The sequence below is a fragment of the Azoarcus olearius genome (assembly GCF_001682385.1).
GTDB classification, from domain to species: domain Bacteria; phylum Pseudomonadota; class Gammaproteobacteria; order Burkholderiales; family Rhodocyclaceae; genus Azoarcus; species Azoarcus olearius.
Map to the genome: position 1 here is coordinate 2949217 of NZ_CP016210.1, position 17804 is coordinate 2967020.

15 protein-coding genes are annotated in these 17804 nt (G+C 69.0%); 7 read left to right on the forward strand and 8 right to left on the reverse strand.

Annotation, left to right across the window (positions count from 1 at the left end; genetic code table 11):
* The first annotated feature begins 4 nt into the window (after positions 1–4).
* Positions 5–3196 (forward strand): efflux RND transporter permease subunit, encoded by a 3192-nt coding sequence (locus tag dqs_RS13450; RefSeq protein WP_065340813.1) that lies wholly within the window; start codon positions 5–7, stop codon positions 3194–3196.
* Positions 3197–3212: 16 nt separating this feature from the next.
* Positions 3213–4739, forward strand: coding sequence for an efflux transporter outer membrane subunit (locus tag dqs_RS13455; protein WP_065340814.1), 1527 nt, complete (start codon positions 3213–3215; stop codon positions 4737–4739).
* A gap of 28 nt (positions 4740–4767) precedes the next feature.
* Here the strand turns inward: dqs_RS13455 and dqs_RS13460 are convergent, their stop codons facing one another.
* From dqs_RS13460 to dqs_RS13470, 3 genes are all read right to left on the reverse strand, one after another.
* Entirely contained in the window at positions 4768–5298 is a 531-nt protein-coding gene (locus dqs_RS13460; RefSeq protein WP_065340815.1) for a DUF2867 domain-containing protein, read from the reverse strand.
* Positions 5295–5945 carry a hypothetical protein gene (locus dqs_RS13465; protein ID WP_065340816.1) on the reverse strand — a complete coding sequence of 217 codons (651 nt, stop codon included), beginning with the start codon at positions 5943–5945 and terminating at the stop codon, positions 5295–5297. Before dqs_RS13465 ends, dqs_RS13460 begins: the two co-directional genes overlap by 4 nt.
* An 83-nt stretch (positions 5946–6028) precedes the next feature.
* Positions 6029–7267, reverse strand: coding sequence for an MFS transporter (locus dqs_RS13470; protein ID WP_065340817.1), 1239 nt, complete (start codon positions 7265–7267; stop codon positions 6029–6031).
* A gap of 92 nt (positions 7268–7359) precedes the next feature.
* Between dqs_RS13470 and dqs_RS13475 the strand changes: the two genes are divergently transcribed.
* The gene (locus tag dqs_RS13475) at positions 7360–8145 is read left to right on the forward strand and encodes an AraC family transcriptional regulator (RefSeq protein WP_011766301.1); all 786 of its coding nucleotides are present in this window, start codon (positions 7360–7362) and stop codon (positions 8143–8145) included.
* 51 nt (positions 8146–8196) lie between these two features.
* On the opposite strand, the gene dqs_RS13480 is transcribed toward dqs_RS13475, so the two are convergent.
* From dqs_RS13480 to dqs_RS13490, 3 genes are read right to left on the reverse strand one after another with little or no spacing between them, the layout of a single operon-like run.
* Positions 8197–10692 (reverse strand): response regulator, encoded by a 2496-nt coding sequence (locus dqs_RS13480; RefSeq protein WP_065340818.1) that lies wholly within the window; start codon positions 10690–10692, stop codon positions 8197–8199.
* A gap of 9 nt (positions 10693–10701) precedes the next feature.
* Positions 10702–11511, reverse strand: coding sequence for a 4-hydroxy-tetrahydrodipicolinate reductase (gene dapB / locus dqs_RS13485; RefSeq protein ID WP_065340819.1), 810 nt, complete (start codon positions 11509–11511; stop codon positions 10702–10704).
* Positions 11512–11548: 37 nt separating this feature from the next.
* Entirely contained in the window at positions 11549–11962 is a 414-nt protein-coding gene (locus dqs_RS13490) for an outer membrane protein assembly factor BamE (protein WP_041642620.1), read from the reverse strand.
* 116 nt (positions 11963–12078) lie between these two features.
* Between dqs_RS13490 and fur the strand changes: the two genes are divergently transcribed.
* Positions 12079–12516 carry a ferric iron uptake transcriptional regulator gene (fur, locus tag dqs_RS13495; RefSeq protein ID WP_011766305.1) on the forward strand — a complete coding sequence of 146 codons (438 nt, stop codon included), beginning with the start codon at positions 12079–12081 and terminating at the stop codon, positions 12514–12516.
* Positions 12517–12541: 25 nt separating this feature from the next.
* Here fur and recN read toward each other — a convergent pair whose 3' ends face one another.
* Both recN and dqs_RS13505 read right to left on the reverse strand, forming a co-directional pair.
* The gene (gene recN, locus dqs_RS13500) at positions 12542–14209 is read right to left on the reverse strand and encodes a DNA repair protein RecN (protein WP_065340820.1); all 1668 of its coding nucleotides are present in this window, start codon (positions 14207–14209) and stop codon (positions 12542–12544) included.
* A 37-nt stretch (positions 14210–14246) separates the two neighbouring features.
* Positions 14247–15131: an NAD kinase gene (locus dqs_RS13505; RefSeq protein WP_065340821.1), complete on the reverse strand. Its 885-nt coding sequence runs from the start codon at positions 15129–15131 to the stop codon at positions 14247–14249.
* Positions 15132–15234: 103 nt separating this feature from the next.
* On the opposite strand from dqs_RS13505, the gene hrcA reads away from it, so the two are divergent.
* The 3 genes from hrcA to dqs_RS13520 are packed head-to-tail and all read left to right on the forward strand — an operon-like array spanning position 15235 to position 17757.
* Positions 15235–16263: a heat-inducible transcriptional repressor HrcA gene (hrcA, locus tag dqs_RS13510; protein ID WP_065340822.1), complete on the forward strand. Its 1029-nt coding sequence runs from the start codon at positions 15235–15237 to the stop codon at positions 16261–16263.
* 46 nt (positions 16264–16309) lie between these two features.
* The gene (gene hemH / locus dqs_RS13515) at positions 16310–17401 is read left to right on the forward strand and encodes a ferrochelatase (RefSeq protein ID WP_065340823.1); all 1092 of its coding nucleotides are present in this window, start codon (positions 16310–16312) and stop codon (positions 17399–17401) included.
* On the forward strand, positions 17401–17757 hold the full coding sequence (locus dqs_RS13520; protein WP_011766310.1) for a phage holin family protein: 357 nt from the start codon (positions 17401–17403) through the stop codon (positions 17755–17757). Before hemH ends, dqs_RS13520 begins: the two co-directional genes overlap by 1 nt.
* The last annotated feature ends 47 nt before the right edge of the window (positions 17758–17804 follow it).

Consider the following 17804-nt stretch of genomic DNA (forward strand, 5'->3'; position numbering starts at 1 on the left):
TCCCATGAACATCTCGAAATTCTTCATCGACCGGCCGATCTTCGCCGGCGTGCTGTCGGTGCTGATCCTGCTCGGCGGCCTCCTGGCGATGTTCCAGCTGCCGATCTCGGAGTACCCGGAAGTGGTGCCGCCCTCGGTGGTGGTGCGCGCCCAGTACCCCGGCGCCAACCCCAAGGTCATCGCCGAAACCGTCGCCTCGCCGCTGGAGGAATCGATCAACGGCGTCGAGGACATGCTCTACATGCAGTCGCAGGCCAACAGCGACGGCAACCTCGCGCTGACGGTGCATTTCCGCCTCGGCATGGACCCGGACAAGGCCCAGCAGCTGGTGCAGAACCGCGTCTCGCAGGCGCTGCCCCGGCTGCCGGAGGACGTGCAGCGGCTGGGCGTGACCACGGTGAAAAGCTCGCCGACGCTGACACTGGTGGTGCACCTCATCTCGCCCGACGACCGCTACGACGCCACCTACCTGCGCAACTACGCGGTGCTCAACGTCAAGGACCGCCTCGCGCGCATCCAGGGTGTGGGCGAGGTGTCGATCTGGGGTGCCGGCAACTACGCGATGCGGGTGTGGCTGGACCCGAACAAGGTCGCCCAGCGCGGGCTCACCGCCAGCGACGTGGTGCGCGCGATCCGCGAGCAGAACGTGCAGGTGGCGGCCGGCGTGATCGGCGCGTCGCCCACGCTGCCGGACGTGCCGCTGCAGTTTTCGGTGAATGCCCAGGGCCGGCTGAAGACCGAGGTCGAGTTCCGCGACATCGTGCTGAAGACCTCGGCCGACGGCGGCGTCACCCGCCTGGGCGACGTCGCCCGCGTCGAGCTGGACGCGGCCGAGTACGGCCTGCGCTCGCTGCTCGACAACAAGCCGGCGATCGGCATGGGCATCATGCAGGCGCCGGGCGCCAACGCGCTCGCGGTGTCCGCCGCGGTGCGCGACGCCATGGCCGAACTCAAGCAGGATTTCCCCAGCTCGGTCGATTACCGCATCGAGTACGACCCCACCCAGTTCGTCCGCGCCAGCATCAAGGCGGTGATCGTCACCCTGCTCGAAGCGGTGGCGCTGGTGGTGCTGGTCGTCATCCTGTTCCTGCAGACCTGGCGCGCATCCATCATCCCGCTGCTGGCGGTACCGGTGTCCATCGTCGGCACCTTCGGGTTGATGCTGGCTTTCGGCTACTCGATCAACGCGCTGTCGCTGTTCGGCATGGTGCTGGCGATCGGCATCGTGGTCGATGACGCGATCGTCGTGGTCGAGAACGTGGAGCGCAACATCGCCGCCGGCCTCAGCCCGCGCGACGCCACCTACCGCGCGATGCAGGAGGTGAGCGGGCCGATCATCGCGATCGCGCTGACGCTGGTGGCGGTGTTCGTGCCGCTCGCCTTCATGACCGGCCTCACCGGCCAGTTCTACAAGCAGTTCGCGATGACGATCGCCATCTCCACGGTGATCTCGGCGTTCAACTCGCTGACGCTGTCGCCCGCGCTCGCGGCGCTGCTGCTCAAGCCCCACCACGACCACAACCCGGACTGGCTGACGCGCGCGATGAACCGCGTGTTCGGCGGCTTCTTCGCCCGCTTCAACCACGCCTTCGGCCGCGCCTCCGAGAACTACGGCCGCGGCGTCACCGGCGTGATCGGGCGCAAGAGCAAGGTGATGGCCGTGTATGCCGTGCTGCTGGCGCTGACCGCGGGCGTCTCCTACGTGGTGCCCGGCGGCTTCGTGCCGGCGCAGGACAAGCAGTATTTGATCAGCTTCGCCCAGTTGCCCAACGGCGCCTCGCTCGACCGCACCGAAAGCGTCATTCGCCGCATGAGCCAGATTGCGCTGGAACAGCCCGGCGTGCAGAGCGCGATCGCCTTCCCCGGGCTGTCGATCAACGGCTTCACCAACAGCTCGTCCGCCGGCATCGTGTTCGTCACGCTCAAGCCCTTCGACGAACGCCGCGCGCCGGAGCTGTCCGCCGGCGCGATCACGGCCGCGCTCCACGGCAAGTACGCCGCGATCAAGGATTCCTTCATCGCGGTGTTCCCACCGCCGCCGGTGATGGGCCTGGGCACGCTGGGCGGCTTCAAGCTGCAGATCGAGGACCGCGGCGCGCTCGGCTATGCCGAACTCGACGCCGCCGCCAAGGCCTTCATCGCCGCCGCGCAGAAGGCGCCCGAGCTTGGCCCCAGCTTCACCAGCTACCAGATCAACGTGCCCCAGCTCGACGTCGATCTGGACCGCGTCAAGGCCAAGCAGCTCGGCGTGTCGGTCACCGACGTGTTCGACACCATGCAGATCTACCTCGGCTCGCTGTATGTGAACGACTTCAACCGCTTCGGCCGCGTCTATCAGGTGCGCGCCCAGGCCGACGCGCCCTTCCGCGCCCGGCCGGAAGACATCGGCCAGCTGAAGACGCGCAACGCCGCCGGCGAGATGGTGCCGCTGTCGTCGATGGTGCGCGTGCATAACAGCTTCGGCCCGGAGATGGTGGTGCGCTACAACGGCTACACCGCCGCCGACATCAACGGCGGCCCGGCCCCCGGCTATTCGTCCGACCAGGCGGAAGCCGCGGCCGAGCGCATCGCCGCCGAAACCCTGCCGCCCGGCATCAAGTTCGAATGGACGGACCTCACCTACCAGAAAATCCTCGCGGGCAATGCCGGCGTGTGGATCTTCCCGCTGTCGGTGCTGCTGGTGTTCCTGGTGCTCGCCGCGCAGTACGAGAGCCTGACGCTGCCGCTGGCGGTGATCATGATCGTGCCGATGAGCATCCTCGCCGCCCTCACCGGGGTGTGGCTGACCGCCGGCGACAACAACCTCTTCACCCAGATCGGCCTGATGGTGCTGGTGGGGCTGTCGGCGAAGAACGCCATCCTGATCGTCGAGTTCGCCCGCGAGCTGGAACTGCAGGGCAGCACGCCGAAGGAGGCCGCGATCGAAGCCAGCCGGCTGCGCCTGCGCCCGATCCTGATGACCTCCATCGCCTTCATCATGGGCGTGGTGCCGCTGGTGCTGTCGTCCGGCGCCGGTTCGGAAATGCGCCACGCGATGGGCGTCGCGGTGTTCTTCGGCATGCTCGGGGTCACGCTGTTCGGCCTGTTCCTGACCCCCGTGTTCTACGTGCTGCTGCGCAGCCTCGGCAGGGGCAGCAAGCTGCACACCGCCAGTCCCCATGCCGCGCCGATTCCCGCGCCCCATCTTGTGTCCTGAGCCCGGAGCCGACGACATGAACGACAACGCATCAAGACTCAGCCGGCGCATCCCGCTGCTGCTCGCCACCCTGCTGACGCTGGCAGGCTGCTCGCTGGCGCCGGTGTATGAGCGCCCCGAGGTGGCCACCCCGGCCGCCTTCAAGGAAGCCGACCCGGCGCTCGAAGCCGCCGCCGCGAAGTGGAAGACCGCCGCGCCAGCCGACGACCAGCACCGCGGTGAATGGTGGCGCATCTTCGGCGACGACACGCTCAACGCGCTCGAAGCCGAGGCGCTGGCCGCCAACCAGGACCTCAAGGCCGCCGTCGCCCGCCTGGCCCAGGCACGCGCGCTGGAAGGCAGCGCCCGTTCCGAGCGCCTGCCGCAGATCGACGCCAGCTTCGGCCCCACCCGCCAGCGCCCCTCGCCCGCCTCGCAAGGGCTGGACGAGGACGCCTCGGTGTCGCCCCGCACGCTGTGGCGCGCGCAAGTGGGGATCGGCTACGAAGTGGATCTGTTCGGCCGCGTCGCTTCCAGCGTGGATGCGGCCGGCGCCGACACCCAGCAGCGCGAGGCGCTGCTGCGCTCGGTGCAGCTCGCGCTGCAGGCGGATGTGGCCCAGGCCTACTTCCTGTTGCGCGAACTCGACGCCGAGCAGGCACTGTTCCGCGCCACGGTGGACCTGCGCGGCGAGGCGCTGAAGCTGGTGCAGCGCCGCTTCGAGGCCGGCGACATCGGCGAACTCGACGTCGCCCGTGCCCGCACCGAACTCGCCAGCGCGCAGTCGGAAGCGCACGGCATCGCCCGCCGCCGCGCCGCCGCCGAGCATGCGCTCGCCATCCTGCTCGGCAAGCCGCCGGCGGAGTTCAGCTTCGCCGCCCAGCCGCTGGCCCGCATCTCGGTGGGCGTACCGGCCGGGCTGCCGTCGGCGCTGCTCGAACGCCGGCCCGACATCGCCGCCGCCGAACGCGCGATGGCTGCCGCCAACGCCCGCATCGGCGTGGCGCGCGCCGCCTTCTTCCCGCGCCTCAGCCTCACCGGTGCGCTCGGCTACGAATCCGCCGAACTCGGCGACCTCTTCCAGTGGTCCAGCCGCACCTTCCTGCTCGGCCCGCTGGTCGGCGGCGTGCTGTCGATGCCGATCTTCGACGGCGGCCGCCGCCAGGCCGACCTCGACCGCGCCCGCGCGGTGTACGAGGAAGACGTGGCGCGCTACCGCCAGACGGTGCTCGGTGCCTTCCGCGAGGTGGAGGACGGGCTCGCCAACCTGCGCATCCTCGGCAGGCAGACCCAGGCCCAGGACGAAGCGGTGGCCGCATCCGAACGCGCCGCACGGCTGTCGCAACTGCAGTATCGCGAAGGCGCGACCAGCTATTTCGAAGTGATCGACGCCGACCGCAGCGTGCTGCAGCAGCGCCGCGTGGCAGTGCAGCTGGATGGCGAACGGGCACGCTCCACGGTGGCACTGATCCGCGCGCTCGGGGGTGGTTGGGCGACTGCGGCCTCCGCCGAGGCGGCCCCGGCCAACGGCCCGGCCGCCACCCTGGCGGCCAACGCGCGCTAGTTCCGGTGCAGCGCGCGGCGGCGGCCCGCTAGCCGGGCAACGCCACCGCGCGCAACACCGAGGGCGCGATCACACGGTGCATCGGCGTGACCGGCAGCATGTAGAGACGGCCGAGCAGGTTGTGGACGTGGACCACGGTCGTCACCGTCACGCAGGTTTCACCCCTGTCGCTGCGCGCGCAGTGCAGCGACAGCACCACGTCGAGATGGCGGTCGCGGTCACCTAGCAGCACTTCATCGGGCGTGATGTCGTACAGCGTGAAGATGCCGATGCGGTCACCGACGCGGTAATCGCGTTCGGCGCGGCCGGGATCGATGGCGGCCATCCGGCCGAGGTCCTTGAGGCCGGCCAGGCGCACCGCGCGGTTGCGCAGGCGCATGCAGGCGTCCACCCAGCCCGGGGGGCGGCCAAAGGCCTTGATGAACTGGCCGAGCGCGCTGCGGCCCGGCTCGCCGGCCCGCACCGCCCAGGCGTCGTGAAAGTGCGCGCCTTCGAGGTGCGCGGCGATGAGGCTGTCCGGCGGAGCCGCCACGGCGCGCGGACGCGCGGGGGCGCTCATCGGCCATCCTCCCGCCGGGAGCCACGCGCCGTACGCTGCGCCATCCACGCGCCGGCAAACGCGGCAAACGCCATCACCAAGGCGGGCGGCACCCGGACGCCGGACGCCGCCTGCGCCGGCACCGGAACCGGCGGCGCAGGCGGTACCACCGCACTGGCCGGGGCGGGGCAATGCGGCAGCACCTGTCTACGCACGAAAGCGTTGAAGTCGTCGGACCAGCTGTCCTGCTCCTGCTCCCAGAAGCTGCGCAGGTAGCGGTAGTTGGAGAACTGCTTGGTCATCGACTTGACGATGGACTGCCAGAACGGCTCCGGCAGCACGTGCCAGGCGAAGGCGTAGCGCGCCTCGCGGTAGCGGAAGGCCTCCTCGAACAGGTTGAGGTAGGCCACGACGATGAAATGGGCCTTGGTGCGCGGAAGGTCGCGCGCATAGGGCCGGGCCAGGCCGGTGTGGGCGTCCTCGACATCCGCGAACTTGAACAGCAGCGACTGCCAGCGCGCATAGAGCTGGTTGCACACGGTCATGCGCATCGACAGCAGCCCGGCGAAGATACCGATCAGGCTGGCGAGGGCGACAACGCTGATGATGAGCTTGACGACCTCGAGCTTCTCGCGGTCGGCAACGAAGGCTTCGAGCATTTCCAGCATGGCGGCTCCTGCGCGCGGCGCGGCTGCGGACGGTAGGCCACGAGCATACGGAGCCGAGGCGCGCGCGGCAATCGCCGCCGCGCTCAGGCCGCTGCGGCTGCGGGGGCGGCACCGCCTGCGCGCCGCGCCGCCGCCAGCGCCACCACCACGGCGCCGATCTGCAGCACCGCCACCCCGGCCATCACCATCCAGAAGCGGCGGCTGTCCATCAAAGGCCCGAAGGCAAGCGGGGCCAGCGCCATGCCGGCGTCGATGCCGGAATAGACCAGTCCGTAGATGCGGCCATAGGCCCCGGCACCGAAGCGCGCCACCGCTGCGCGGCGCACCAGGATGTCACGCGAGGGGCCGGCGACCCCGGTGCAGAAGCCGATGCCGGCGAGCGCCGGCAGCGCTGCCGCGGTGGGAAGCACGCCTGCGGCGAGGATGACCGCGATCAGCGCGGCACCGCCGAGGAACACCGCGACCAGGCGGTCGTGCGCCGCGTAGCGCGCAGCAATGAAACCGCCCAGGAACATGCCCCCGGCCGCCGCGAGCAGGAAGGCAGTGATGCCGCTCGCGGCCGCGGCCAGGGTCAGGTCGAACAGCGCCTGCAGCAGCGGCGTGCCGTAGTTCTGGAAGGCGCCGAAGGCCATCGTGGTGAAAAAGAAGAACAGGAAGCACAGCCATACCGCCGGCACGCCGAGAAAGTCGAACGACGAGGCCTGGGCGCCCCCGGCGCGGCGCGTGGCCGCGCGCTCGGCGCCGTCGGCAAGCCAGCCACGCGCCGCCACCAGGCCGACAATGGCGAGCAGCGCGACGACCGCCGCGCCCACCGCGGCCCACCGCCAGCCGAACGTCGTGGCGAGACCGACAACGAACACCGGCGCCAGCGCCCACCCCAGGCTGCCGGACAAACCATGCGCGGAGAACGCGTGGCCGAGCCGGCCTTCGGACACCTTGCGGTTGAGCAGGCTGAAATCCGCCGGATGGAACACCGCGTTGCCGGCACCGGCTACCAGCGCCGCCAGCACCAGACCCGCCAGCCCCTGTGCCACCGCCACCAGCAGCGCCGCCACGCCCAGGCAGGCAAGCCCGGCGCACAGCACGCGGAAGGCGCCGAAGCGGTCCACCGCGAATCCGGCGGCCGCCTGGCCGAGGCCGGAAACGACGAAGAAAGCGGTCATCGCGAGGCCGACGCCGGTGAAGTCGAGCCCGAAGTCGCGCATCAGCCACGGGAACAAGGACGGCAGCACGAGCTGGAAGAAGTGCGAGGTGCCGTGGGCGAAGGCCACTACGGCAATCACGCCGGCATCGTGGCGGACCGGGGTTCGAACGTGGGTCATCAGCGGCTCCTTGCGACAAAAGAAGGCAAACCGATGATAATCCGGCGATCGTTTGGCAAATATGCGCAAGCCGGACAACTACTATCGAGAACATGCCACGGCCGATTTTTGAACTTCCGCCCCGTCCGCAGCCGACGACGCAAGACCCGATCTCGGTGCTGGTGCGCGAGCCGCCACCGGATTCGATCATTCCGTGGCACAGCCATCCCTGGGGCCAGCTCGCCTACCCGGTAAGCGGCGCGGTATGCATGGACGTGCCGGGCAGCCGCTGGCTGGTGCCACCTTTTCGCGCGCTGTGGGTGCCACCGGGCGTTGAGCACCAGCAGAGCATGCTCGGCCATGTCCGGCTGCGGGTGGTGCACGTGGCCGAGGGCTGCGCGGCGCTGCCCGAATCGCACTGCGCGGTGCTGGAGATCACGCCGCTGCTGCGCGAACTGATCGAAGCCCTGCTGCCGCGCCCGCCCCAAAGCGAACGTCGGACGCAGATCCAGGCGCTGCTGCTGACCGAGCTGAGCCAGGCGCGCACGCTGAACCTGCGCCTGCCGCAGCCGAGCGACCGTCGCCTTGCCGCGCTATGCGAAGCGTTGATGGCCGACCCCGCGGACAACGCGCCGCTGACCGAATGGGCGCGGCGGGTGGGTGCCAGCGGACGCACGCTGGCGCGCCTGTTCCAGAGCGAGATGGGGATGAGCTTCGGGCTGTGGCGCCAGCAGGTGCGGCTGACCCACGCCACGGTACTGGTCGCCCAGGGCCGGCCTTACGCGGAGATTGCGGCCGAACTCGGCTATGCCAGTCCGAGCGCGTTTTCGGCGATGTTCCGCCGCGCTTTCGGCTGCTCGCCGCGAGCCTTCTACGCCGCCGGCGCGTCGCCGAAATAAGGCCGGCACGGCGACCGCAAAGGCCGCGGGACGACGCGCCCGCGCAGGGGCTCAGGGTTTGCGCTGCAGCCTGCGCAGCGCGGTGGCGGCGGCGTTCATTTCGCGCAGCAGGGTTTCGAGCAGGGCGCCGGAGGCGGCCGCGTCGCCAACGCGCGCGGCCTGCTCCACCGCCGCAGCGGCGTGGACCGCGCGCTGGGCCGAGAACAGGCCCACCGAGCCCTTGATCGAATGCGCAATCTCCACCAGACGGGTGAAATCGCCGCTGCTGCCCGCCTTGCGCAACTCCGCCAGCGTGGCGCCGAGGTCGCGGAAGAACACCGCCACCAGTTGCTGCACGATGTCCTCGTTGCCGTCGAACATCGCGCGCGCTTCGTCCAGGCTGGCAACGGGGCCCTCGCCGCCATCGGTATCGAGCAGGCTGGTGTCGCCCCCGCCTTCGTCTTCATCCGTTGCCGGCGAGCAAACACGCCGGATCGCCGCGAGCAGGTCGCCGGCGCGGATCGGCTTGGCGACATAGTCGTCCATGCCCGCCTCGAGGCAGCGCGCACGGTCGCTCTCCATAGCGTGCGCGGTCATTGCCACGATCGGCACCGCCCGCCAGCCGCCCTGCACCGCCCAGCTGCGCCGCGCCTCGCGTGCGCGGATCGCCTGGGTGGCCTCGATGCCGCCCATCACCGGCATCTGCAGGTCCATCAGCACGAGGTCGAAATGGCCGGCATCGAAGGCCTCGATCGCCTCGGCGCCATTGTTCACCACGGTGACCTTGTGGCCGACGCGCTCCAGCATCCGTGAGGCCACGGTCTGATTCACCGGGTTGTCCTCGACCAGCAGGATGTCCAGCCGCCGCTCCGGCGCCCGCTCGGCGCGCAGCCTTTCGGTCAGCGTGCGTTGCGGGTCGAAGGCAAACAGGCTCTCCTCGCTCATGGCGCCGCTACCCACGCGGGCGATGCGCAAGGCCTCGTACAGGTCTTCGGCAGCAAAGGGTTTGGCCAGGCGCGACTGCAAGCCGAGTTGCTGACAACGGACGAGGTCGGCGCGCTGGGTGTGGCTGGGCAGCATCAGCACGATGCGGTCGAGCGCGGGCGCCGCTTCCTGAAAGCGCTCCGCGAGCGCAAAGCCGCCGGGCGCCGGCATGTCGGCGTCCATCAGCACGAAATCGAACGGGGCGTTCGCGCTGGCAGCAGCCGCCAGGGCGGCTAGCGCGCCCGCGCCATCAGCGGCCAGCACCGGCACCAGGCCGGCGCGGACGAGCTGCGCAGCAAGCCGCTCGCCGAACGCCGGGTTGGTCACCGCCACCAGCGCGCGCGCGCCGCGCAGGACTTCCGGCAACCGTGGCACCGGCGAGGCAACGCGGGCAAGGCGCAGGCTGAAGCTGAAACGACTGCCCTCTCCCAGCGTGGACTGCACCCGCAATTCGCCCCCCATCAGTTCGACCAGATGCTTGCAGATCGCCAGCCCGAGCCCGGTGCCGCCGTACTTGCGCGTCGTGGAGTTGTCGGCCTGGGCGAAGGCGCCGAAGATCGCCTCGGTCTTCTCGGCCGGAATGCCGATGCCGGTGTCCCGCACGGTGACCAGCAGCGTGGCGTGGCGATCGTCCGTGTCGACGACCGTGACGTCGAGTTCGATTTCGCCGCGTTCGGTGAACTTGATCGCATTGCCGACCAGGTTGGTGAGCACCTGGCGGATGCGGGCAGGATCGCCCTTCAGCACCGCGGGCACGTCCGGAGCAACGTCGAAGAACAGCTCCACCCCCTTCTGGTGCGCGCGCAAGGCCAGCGTACGCAGGGTTTCGGCCACCAGCCCGCTGATCGAAAAGTCGATCTCCTCGAGGCTCAGGCGGCCGGCCTCGATCCGCGAGAAGTCGAGAATGTCGTTGAGCAGGGTCAGCAGCGCCTCGGCCGAGGACTTGACCGTCTGCAGGTAGTCGCGCTGCTCGGGCGCCAGGGCGGAATCGAGCAGCAGATCCGTCATGCCGAGGATGCCGTTCATCGGCGTGCGGATCTCATGGCTCATGTTGGCGAGAAATTCGCCCTTGGCGCGGCTGGCAGCCTCGGCGGCCTCCTTGGCCTGCAGCAGTTCGAGTTCGCGCAGCCGGTGGCGGGTGACATCGCGGTAGATGCCGGCGAGCTGTCGCCAGCGACCGTCGGCGCCGCGCTCCTTGGCCTGTCCCAGCACCTGCACCCAGCGCCAGTTGCCGTCCGCCGCGCGCAGGCCGAACTCGCAATCCAGCTGCGGCGTTTCGCCGCGCAGATGGGCGGCCAGGCGGGCGTGCAGGGTGTCGGCGTCTTCGCTGCGCAGCAGCGGCAACCAGTCGGCGGGATGCGGCCCGACGCTGCCGGGCGGATAACCCAGCCAGCGCCACGCGCCCTCGTCCAGCTGCAGTTCGTCGCTATCCAGCTGCCACGCCCACACGCCACCGCCCTCGCCGAGCAGGGCGAGGTGCAGATGCTCACGGGTGATCTGGAGTTCACGCCGCAGCGACGCGGCGTCGGCGGCGGGCGCCGTCCGCTGGTCATCCCCTTCGGGTGTCGCGGGCCCGGCGCTCATCGTGGCGACCTAGCGCAGGCCGAGTACGTCCTGCATGTCGAACAGGCCGTTGCTGCGCCCGCGCAGGAAACGCGCGGCCCGCATCGAGCCCAGCGCATACGGCATGCGGCTACCCGACTTGTGGGTGATCTCGATGCGCTCACCGATGCCGGCGAACAGCACCGTGTGGTCGCCGACGACGTCGCCGCCGCGGATGGTGGAGAACCCGATCGTCTCCGCCTTGCGTTCGCCGGTGACGCCTTCACGGCCATAGATGGCGCAGGTTTCGAGGTCGCGCCCGAGTTCGCGCGCCACCACTTCGCCCATGCGCAGCGCGGTACCGGACGGTGCATCGACCTTGAAGCGGTGGTGCGCTTCGATCACCTCGACGTCGTAACCTTCGTCGAGGATGCGCGCGGCAACCTCCAGCAGGCGGAACACCGCATTGACGCCGACCGCCATGTTGGGGGCGAACACCACCGGAATGGCCTGCGCGGCGTCGGCGATCGCGGCCTTGCCGGCGGCCTCGAAACCGGTGGTGCCGATCACCATCGCCTTGCCCAGCTCGCGCGCGACGGCAAGGTGCGCCAGCGTGCCTTCGGGGCGGGTGAAGTCGATCACGCAGTCGGCGGCGGCCACCGCGGCGTGCACGTCGTCGGTGATCGCGACGCCGCTCGCCACGCCGGCGAATTCGCCGGCATCGCGACCGATGAAGGGCGAGCCGGCGCGGTCGAACGCGGCGGCCAGCACGACCTCCTCGTCCTTCAGCGCGGCCTCGATGAGCATGCGGCCCATGCGGCCGGAAGCGCCTGCGATTGCTACACGTACAGGTGTCGTCATGTCTTGTTCCTGATTGGAGCGGCCTGGGCCGCCCACGTCACTTCTTGCTTTCCGCGGGCACTTCAACCACGCGGCTGCGGTTGGCCTGCTGGCTGGCAGCGGCCTCCTGCGGGTCGCCGGCGAGGATGTCGCCCTCGACGTGGTCCAGCTTGTCATCGACGAAGAACACCGAGAACACGCGCTGTTCCGGTTCGCCATTGCCCGGCTTGAAGCGGTAGACGTAGTCCCAGCGGTTGCTGCGGAAGATATCGACCACCAGCGGCGTGCCGAGCACGAAGCGGACCTGCTCACGGCTCATGCCGCGTTTCAGCTGGGACACCATGGCCTGATCGACATAGTTGCCCTGGCGGATGTCGATCCGGTAGGGATCGACCTTCTGCGCGATCGTGCCAATGGAGCAGCCGGCCAGCATGCTGGCAGCGACGAACGCGGGGATGAGCAAGGAACGCATGGGGAGTTTCGCGGTAATGCACCGCCGAAAGCGGCGCTGGTTCTCAGTAAAGGGCAAAAAATATAACATAGGGCCGTACCGCGGCAGCGCCTGCATTCTCTCCCCACAGGACGAACATGTCCGAGAACTCCAAGAACCTCAAGAGCATCGGCCTCAAGGCGACCTATCCGCGCCTCAAGATCCTCGACCTCTTCCAGACTTCCGACCAGCGCCACCTCACGGCAGAAGACGTCTATCGCCTGCTGATGGGCGAAGGCATGGACATCGGCCTGGCCACGGTTTATCGCGTCCTTACCCAGTTCGAGCAGGCCGGCCTGCTGGAGCGGCATTACTTCGAATCCGGCAAGGCGGTTTTCGAACTCAACCAGGGCGGCCACCACGACCACCTCGTCTGCCTGCAATGTGGCAAGGTCGAAGAGTTCTTCGACCCCGAAATCGAAAAGCGCCAGAACGCGATCGCCGAAGCGCGCGGCTTTGCCGTAAAGGAACACGCGCTGTACCTGTACGCCGACTGCCTGCGCAAGGACTGCCCCAACCGCCACGGCGAGCACTGAGCGCCGCCCGGCGGCGGCGCAGGCCTTACCCCAGCCCCAGCATCTCCGCGGCGTGCTGCCGCGTGGTGGCGGTGATGTTGACGCCGCCCAGCATGCGCGCGATTTCCTCGATGCGGGCGTGCGCGTCGAGCGGACGCACGTCGCTCAGGGTTTCGCCGTCACGCTCTGCCTTGGCGATGCGCCACTGCCAGTCGGCGCAGGCGGCCACCTGAGGCAGGTGGGTCACGCACAACACCTGGCGGTCGCTGCCCAGGCGCTTCAGCAAGGTGCCGACAATCTCCGCGACGCGGCCGCCGATGCCCACGTCCACTTCGTCGAAGATCAGCGTCGGGGTCGCCGAGTCGCGGCTCGTCATCACCTGGATGGCGAGGCCGATGCGCGAGAGTTCGCCGCCCGAGGCCACCTTGGCCATGCTGCGCAGTTCCTGCCCCGCGTTCGCGGCAACCCGGAACTCCACCTGCTCCAGGCCATGCGCCGCGGGCTCGCCCGGCACCAGCGCGACTTCGAAGCGCCCTCCTTCCATCGCCAGCGTCTGCATGGCGGTGGTGATCTCCTGCGACAGCGCGGCCGCGGCGGGACGACGCGCCGCGCTGAGGCGCTGCGCCGCGGCATCGTAGGCGCGGCGGGCCTCGGCCTCGGCCTCGGCCAGCCGTACCGGATCGGCCTGGGCAGCAAGGGTTTCGTTGCGCGCGCGCCACTCGTCGGCCAACGCGGGGAGGTCTTCCGGGGCAACGCGGTATTTGCGGGCGACGTCGGTGACAGTGCCGATGCGCTGCTCGACCTGCCCGAGACGCTGCGGATCGAGGTCGAGCCGCTCGCGGTAGCGGCGCAAGGCGTGCAGCGCCTCGTCGGCCTGGATGGCCGCCGAGGACAGCAGCTCGCGCACATCGGCGAGGCCCGCATCCACCTCCGTCAGCGTCCCGATTCTCGCTTCGAGCTGGCTGAGCAGCGCGCACACCGCGTAGTCGCCCTCGCCCAGTGCAGCCAGGGTTTCATCCGCGCCCTGCATCAGGCTCGCGGCATGGGCGAGCCGACCGTGTTCGGCGTTCAGTTCGCTCCACTCCGCGGCGTCGAACGCCAGGTCGTCAAGCTCCTTCAGCTGCCACGACAGCAACTCGCGCTCGCGCGCGGAGGCAGCGGAATCCTGTTCGGCCGAACGACGCAGCGCGACCACCTGCTGCCATTCCCGATGGCTGGCAGCGACTTCCGCCGCCAGCGCGGTGGCTCCGGCGTGGGTGTCGAGCAGGACGCGTTGGGCGTCGCTGCGCAGCAGGGCGTGGTGGGCGTGCTGGCCGTGGATGTCCGCCAGCCATTCGCCCGCGTCGCGCAGTTGCGCCAGGGTGACCGGGGTGCCGTTGATCCACGCGCGGCTGCGCCCGCCGGCATCGACGACACGACGCAGGATCACGGTGTCGTCGTCCGCCGCCAGCTCCTGCTCGGCCAGCCAAGCGCTGAAGGCCGCCAGGGCGGCCGGTTCGCGCGGGGGATCGAACTCGGCGGCGATGTCGGCCTTGTCGCGCCCGCGGCGTACCACGGCGCTGTCGGTACGCGCCCCGAGCGCCAGCCCGAGCGCGTCGAGCAGGATGGATTTGCCCGCGCCGGTTTCGCCGGTGAGGGCGCCGAAACCCGGGCCGAATTCGAGTTCCAGGCGGTCGACGATGACGAAGTCGCGGATGGTCAGGCGGCGGAGCATAGGTTGGATTCGGCAGAAGCCCGGCGCGAGGGGCCGGTCAGTTGTGGCGGGGAACAGCGCTCCAGTGCAGCTTTTCGCGCAGCATCGCGTAGTAGTTGTAACCCTCGGGATGCAGCAGCCGCACCGCGAGTGGCGAGCGCCCGAGGCGCACGCAGTCGCCCGCGCGTGCGTCGAAGCGCGCCTGGCCGTCGAAGTGGATGCTGGCGTCGTGAGGCGGCAGCAGCCGGATTTCGATGCGGCAGGTGTCGGGCAAGGTGACCGGGCGCGCGGTCAGTGCGTGCGGACACAGCGGCACCAACGCGATGCCGCCCACGCCGGGATGAAGGATGGGACCGTTGGCCGACAACGCGTAGGCGGTAGAGCCGGTGGGCGTCGAAATGATCATGCCGTCCGAGCGCTGCGTATAGACGAATTCGCCGTCGATCGACAGGTCGAACTCGATCATGCGGCCAAGGTCGCCCTTATTCACCACGACATCGTTCAGCGCGAGGGTCTGGAATACGCGCTCGCCGCTGCGCAGCACCTCGGCGTCGAGCATGAAGCGGGACTCTTCGCTGTAACGGCCGTCCACGATCTCTTCCAGACGCTGCAGGGCATCACTGCGCGCGACGTCGGTGAGGAAGCCGAGCCGGCCGAGATTGACACCGACCAGCGGCACCTGGTGTTCTGCCAACCGCCGCGCGGCATTGAGCATCGTGCCATCGCCGCCGATCACCACCGCCAGCTCGGCGCGTAAGCCGATTTCCTCGTAGCTGGCGACCGTGAAGTCGGCCGCACCGCCAATGGAACTTGCCGTACCCTGTTCGATCCACACAACGAGCCCCCGCTGCCGCAGGTGATTCGCGATCGCGAACACGGATTCTGCGACATCGGCGCTCTGGTATTTTCCGATCAGGGCAACGCTGCGAAAGTGCGCACTCATGGGCGCGGATTAAACCACATTCATGTATCGGCTTGGCGCGCACTGACGCTTGGCAGCAGCCTGTGCTCTTCCCTAGAATCAGGCACTATCCTTGCCTACTGCCATGAACCCGCTCGACGCCCGCTCCCAGATCCTGCTCAAGACGCTGATCGAACGCTATATCGCGGACGGCCAGCCGGTCGGGTCGCGTGCGCTGTCCCGTTATTCCGGGCTGGAACTATCCCCGGCGACGGTGCGCAACGTCATGAGCGATCTCGAAGAGATGGGCTTCATCGCCAGCCCGCACACCTCCGCGGGGCGCGTGCCCACGGCGCTCGGCTATCGTTTCTTCGTCGACGCCCTGCTGACCGTGCATCCGATGGACCGCGTGAGGGTGGAAGAACTGCAGGGGCAGTTGCTGCCCGACCAGCCGCAGCGGCTGATCAGCTCCGCGTCGCACCTGCTGTCGCAACTCACCCAGTTCGCCGGCGTCGTGGTGGCGCCGCGCAAGGAAGCGGTGCGGATCCGACAGATCGAATTCATCCGCCTGTCCGAATCGCGCATCCTGCTGATCATCGTCACCGCGGCCGGGGACGTGCAGAACCGCATCCTACTCACCAAGCGGGCGTATTCCGCGGTCGAACTGAGCAATGCCGCGCAGCACCTGAATGAACATTTCGCCGGGCTGTCCTTCGACGAGATTCGCACCCGCGTCCAGGACGAGCTGAAGCAGCTCCACAGCGACATGAGCGAGCTGATGACCGCGACGGTCGAAGCCGGCACCGAAGCGGCGGCCGAAACCGGCAACAACTACGTCATCTCGGGCGAAACCAACCTGCTCGAAGTCGAAGACCTGTCGTCCAACATGTCGCGCCTGCGCGAACTCTTCAAACTGTTCGAGCAGAAAACCGGACTGATGCAGCTGCTGGACCTCTCCAACCGCGCCCAGGGCGTGCAGATCTTCATCGGCGGTGAGTCCGGACTCGCGCCGCTCGACGGCTGCAGCGTCATCACCTCCAGTTATGAAGTGGACGGCGAGGTCGTCGGCTCGGTCGGCGTCATCGGCCCCACGCGCATGGCGTACGACAGAGTCATCCCGATCGTCGACATCACCGCGCGCCTGCTGTCGAACGCGCTGTCGTCCAATCACTGAATCGCTGCCCGCGCCGCGGGCCGACAACCCAATCCCGGAAGATCCCATGGCCCGATTCTGGACCGAAGCCCCGCATCGCCACGGCAGCACCGCGCGCACCGGCATCCTGCTGGTCAACCTTGGCACCCCGGTTGCGCCAACGGCGGCTGCGCTGCGCCCCTACCTGCGGCAGTTCCTGTCCGACCCGCGGGTGGTGGAAATCCCGCGCGCGGTGTGGCTGCCGCTTTTGAATGGGGTGATTCTCAACACCCGCCCGAGAAAATCCGCCGCCAAGTACGCCAGCATCTGGACCGACGAAGGGTCGCCGCTGGCGGTTCATACCCGCCGCCAGGCCGAACTGATCGCGGCGCGCTTCGCCAGCCGCGACGATGTACGGGTGGACTGGGCGATGCGCTACGGCGCGCCTGCGGTGGCCGACAAGCTGGGCGCGCTGCGGGCAGCGGGCTGCACCCGGATCCTCGTCGTTCCGATGTATCCCCAATACGCCGCGAGCACCACCGCCAGCGTCATGGATGAAGTGGCGCGCTGCCTGCAGCACTGGCGCAACCTGCCCGAGTTGCGCTTCGTGCGCAGCTTTCATGACGACCCCGGCTACATCGGCGCGCTCGCGGCCAGCGTCCGCGAGCACTGGACGCAGCACGGCCAGCCCGACCGTCTGTTGATGAGCTTTCACGGGCTGCCGCGCTATACCCTTGAAAGGGGTGACCCCTACCACTGCGAGTGCCACCGCACCGCCCGCCTGCTGGCCGAGTCCCTTGGGCTGGCGCCGGAACGCGTCATCGTGAGCTTCCAGTCCCGCTTTGGCCGCACCCGCTGGCTGGAACCCTACACCCAGCCCACGCTCGAAGCCCTCGCGCGCGACGGCGTCGGCCGCGTCGATGTGATGTGCCCGGGTTTCGTCGCAGACTGCCTGGAAACCCTGGAGGAGATCGCCATGGAATGCCGCGCCGCATTTCTCGGTGCCGGAGGGCGCGAGTTCCACTACATCCCGTGCCTGAATGAACGGCCGGACTGGATCGACGCGCTGGAACGGCGCGTGCGGAGCGAGGCCGGCAACTGGCTGACCGCCACGCCGCCCACCGACGCCGAGCGCGAAGCCGCGCGCGGCCGCGCGTTGGCCCTGGGAGCGGCTGACTGATGCGGCTGATCCTGCGCTGGATACTCAACGCCGTCGCCCTGCTGCTGTTGCCGGAGCTGATCTCCGGCCTGCGGGTGGATAGCTATGCGGCCGCGCTCGTCGCCGCGCTGCTGCTCGGCCTGGTCAACGCGATGATCCGTCCGCTGCTGATCCTGATCACGCTGCCGATTACCGTGCTTACCCTTGGCATCTTCGCGCTGATCATCAACGCCTTGCTGTTCTGGGGCGTGTCCGGCCTGGTCGGCGGCGTCCATGTGGCCGATTTCTGGACGGCCTTCTGGGGCGCGCTGCTCTACAGCGTATTCACGTGGCTGGTGAACATCGCCATCGGCGATGCCGAAGGCCGCCGGCGCTAAATTTTTGCCGCTGCCGGCCGTTAATGGCTTCGGGACCTTGCAACCGG

Bases quoted from the DNA above. Each gene is read 5' to 3' on its own strand.
- dqs_RS13450 (WP_065340813.1), top strand. From the start codon at position 5: ATGAACATCTCGAAATTCTTCATCGACCGGCCGATCTTCGCCGGCGTG.
- dqs_RS13455 (WP_065340814.1), top strand. From the start codon at position 3,213: ATGAACGACAACGCATCAAGACTCAGCCGGCGCATCCCGCTGCTGCTC.
- dqs_RS13460 (WP_065340815.1), bottom strand. From the start codon at position 5,298: ATGAGCGCCCCCGCGCGTCCGCGCGCCGTGGCGGCTCCGCCGGACAGC.
- dqs_RS13465 (WP_065340816.1), bottom strand. From the start codon at position 5,945: ATGCTGGAAATGCTCGAAGCCTTCGTTGCCGACCGCGAGAAGCTCGAG.
- dqs_RS13470 (WP_065340817.1), bottom strand. From the start codon at position 7,267: ATGACCCACGTTCGAACCCCGGTCCGCCACGATGCCGGCGTGATTGCC.
- dqs_RS13475 (WP_011766301.1), top strand. From the start codon at position 7,360: ATGCCACGGCCGATTTTTGAACTTCCGCCCCGTCCGCAGCCGACGACG.
- dqs_RS13480 (WP_065340818.1), bottom strand. From the start codon at position 10,692: ATGAGCGCCGGGCCCGCGACACCCGAAGGGGATGACCAGCGGACGGCG.
- dapB (WP_065340819.1), bottom strand. From the start codon at position 11,511: ATGACGACACCTGTACGTGTAGCAATCGCAGGCGCTTCCGGCCGCATG.
- dqs_RS13490 (WP_041642620.1), bottom strand. From the start codon at position 11,962: ATGCGTTCCTTGCTCATCCCCGCGTTCGTCGCTGCCAGCATGCTGGCC.
- fur (WP_011766305.1), top strand. From the start codon at position 12,079: ATGTCCGAGAACTCCAAGAACCTCAAGAGCATCGGCCTCAAGGCGACC.
- recN (WP_065340820.1), bottom strand. From the start codon at position 14,209: ATGCTCCGCCGCCTGACCATCCGCGACTTCGTCATCGTCGACCGCCTG.
- dqs_RS13505 (WP_065340821.1), bottom strand. From the start codon at position 15,131: ATGAGTGCGCACTTTCGCAGCGTTGCCCTGATCGGAAAATACCAGAGC.
- hrcA (WP_065340822.1), top strand. From the start codon at position 15,235: ATGAACCCGCTCGACGCCCGCTCCCAGATCCTGCTCAAGACGCTGATC.
- hemH (WP_065340823.1), top strand. From the start codon at position 16,310: ATGGCCCGATTCTGGACCGAAGCCCCGCATCGCCACGGCAGCACCGCG.
- dqs_RS13520 (WP_011766310.1), top strand. From the start codon at position 17,401: ATGCGGCTGATCCTGCGCTGGATACTCAACGCCGTCGCCCTGCTGCTG.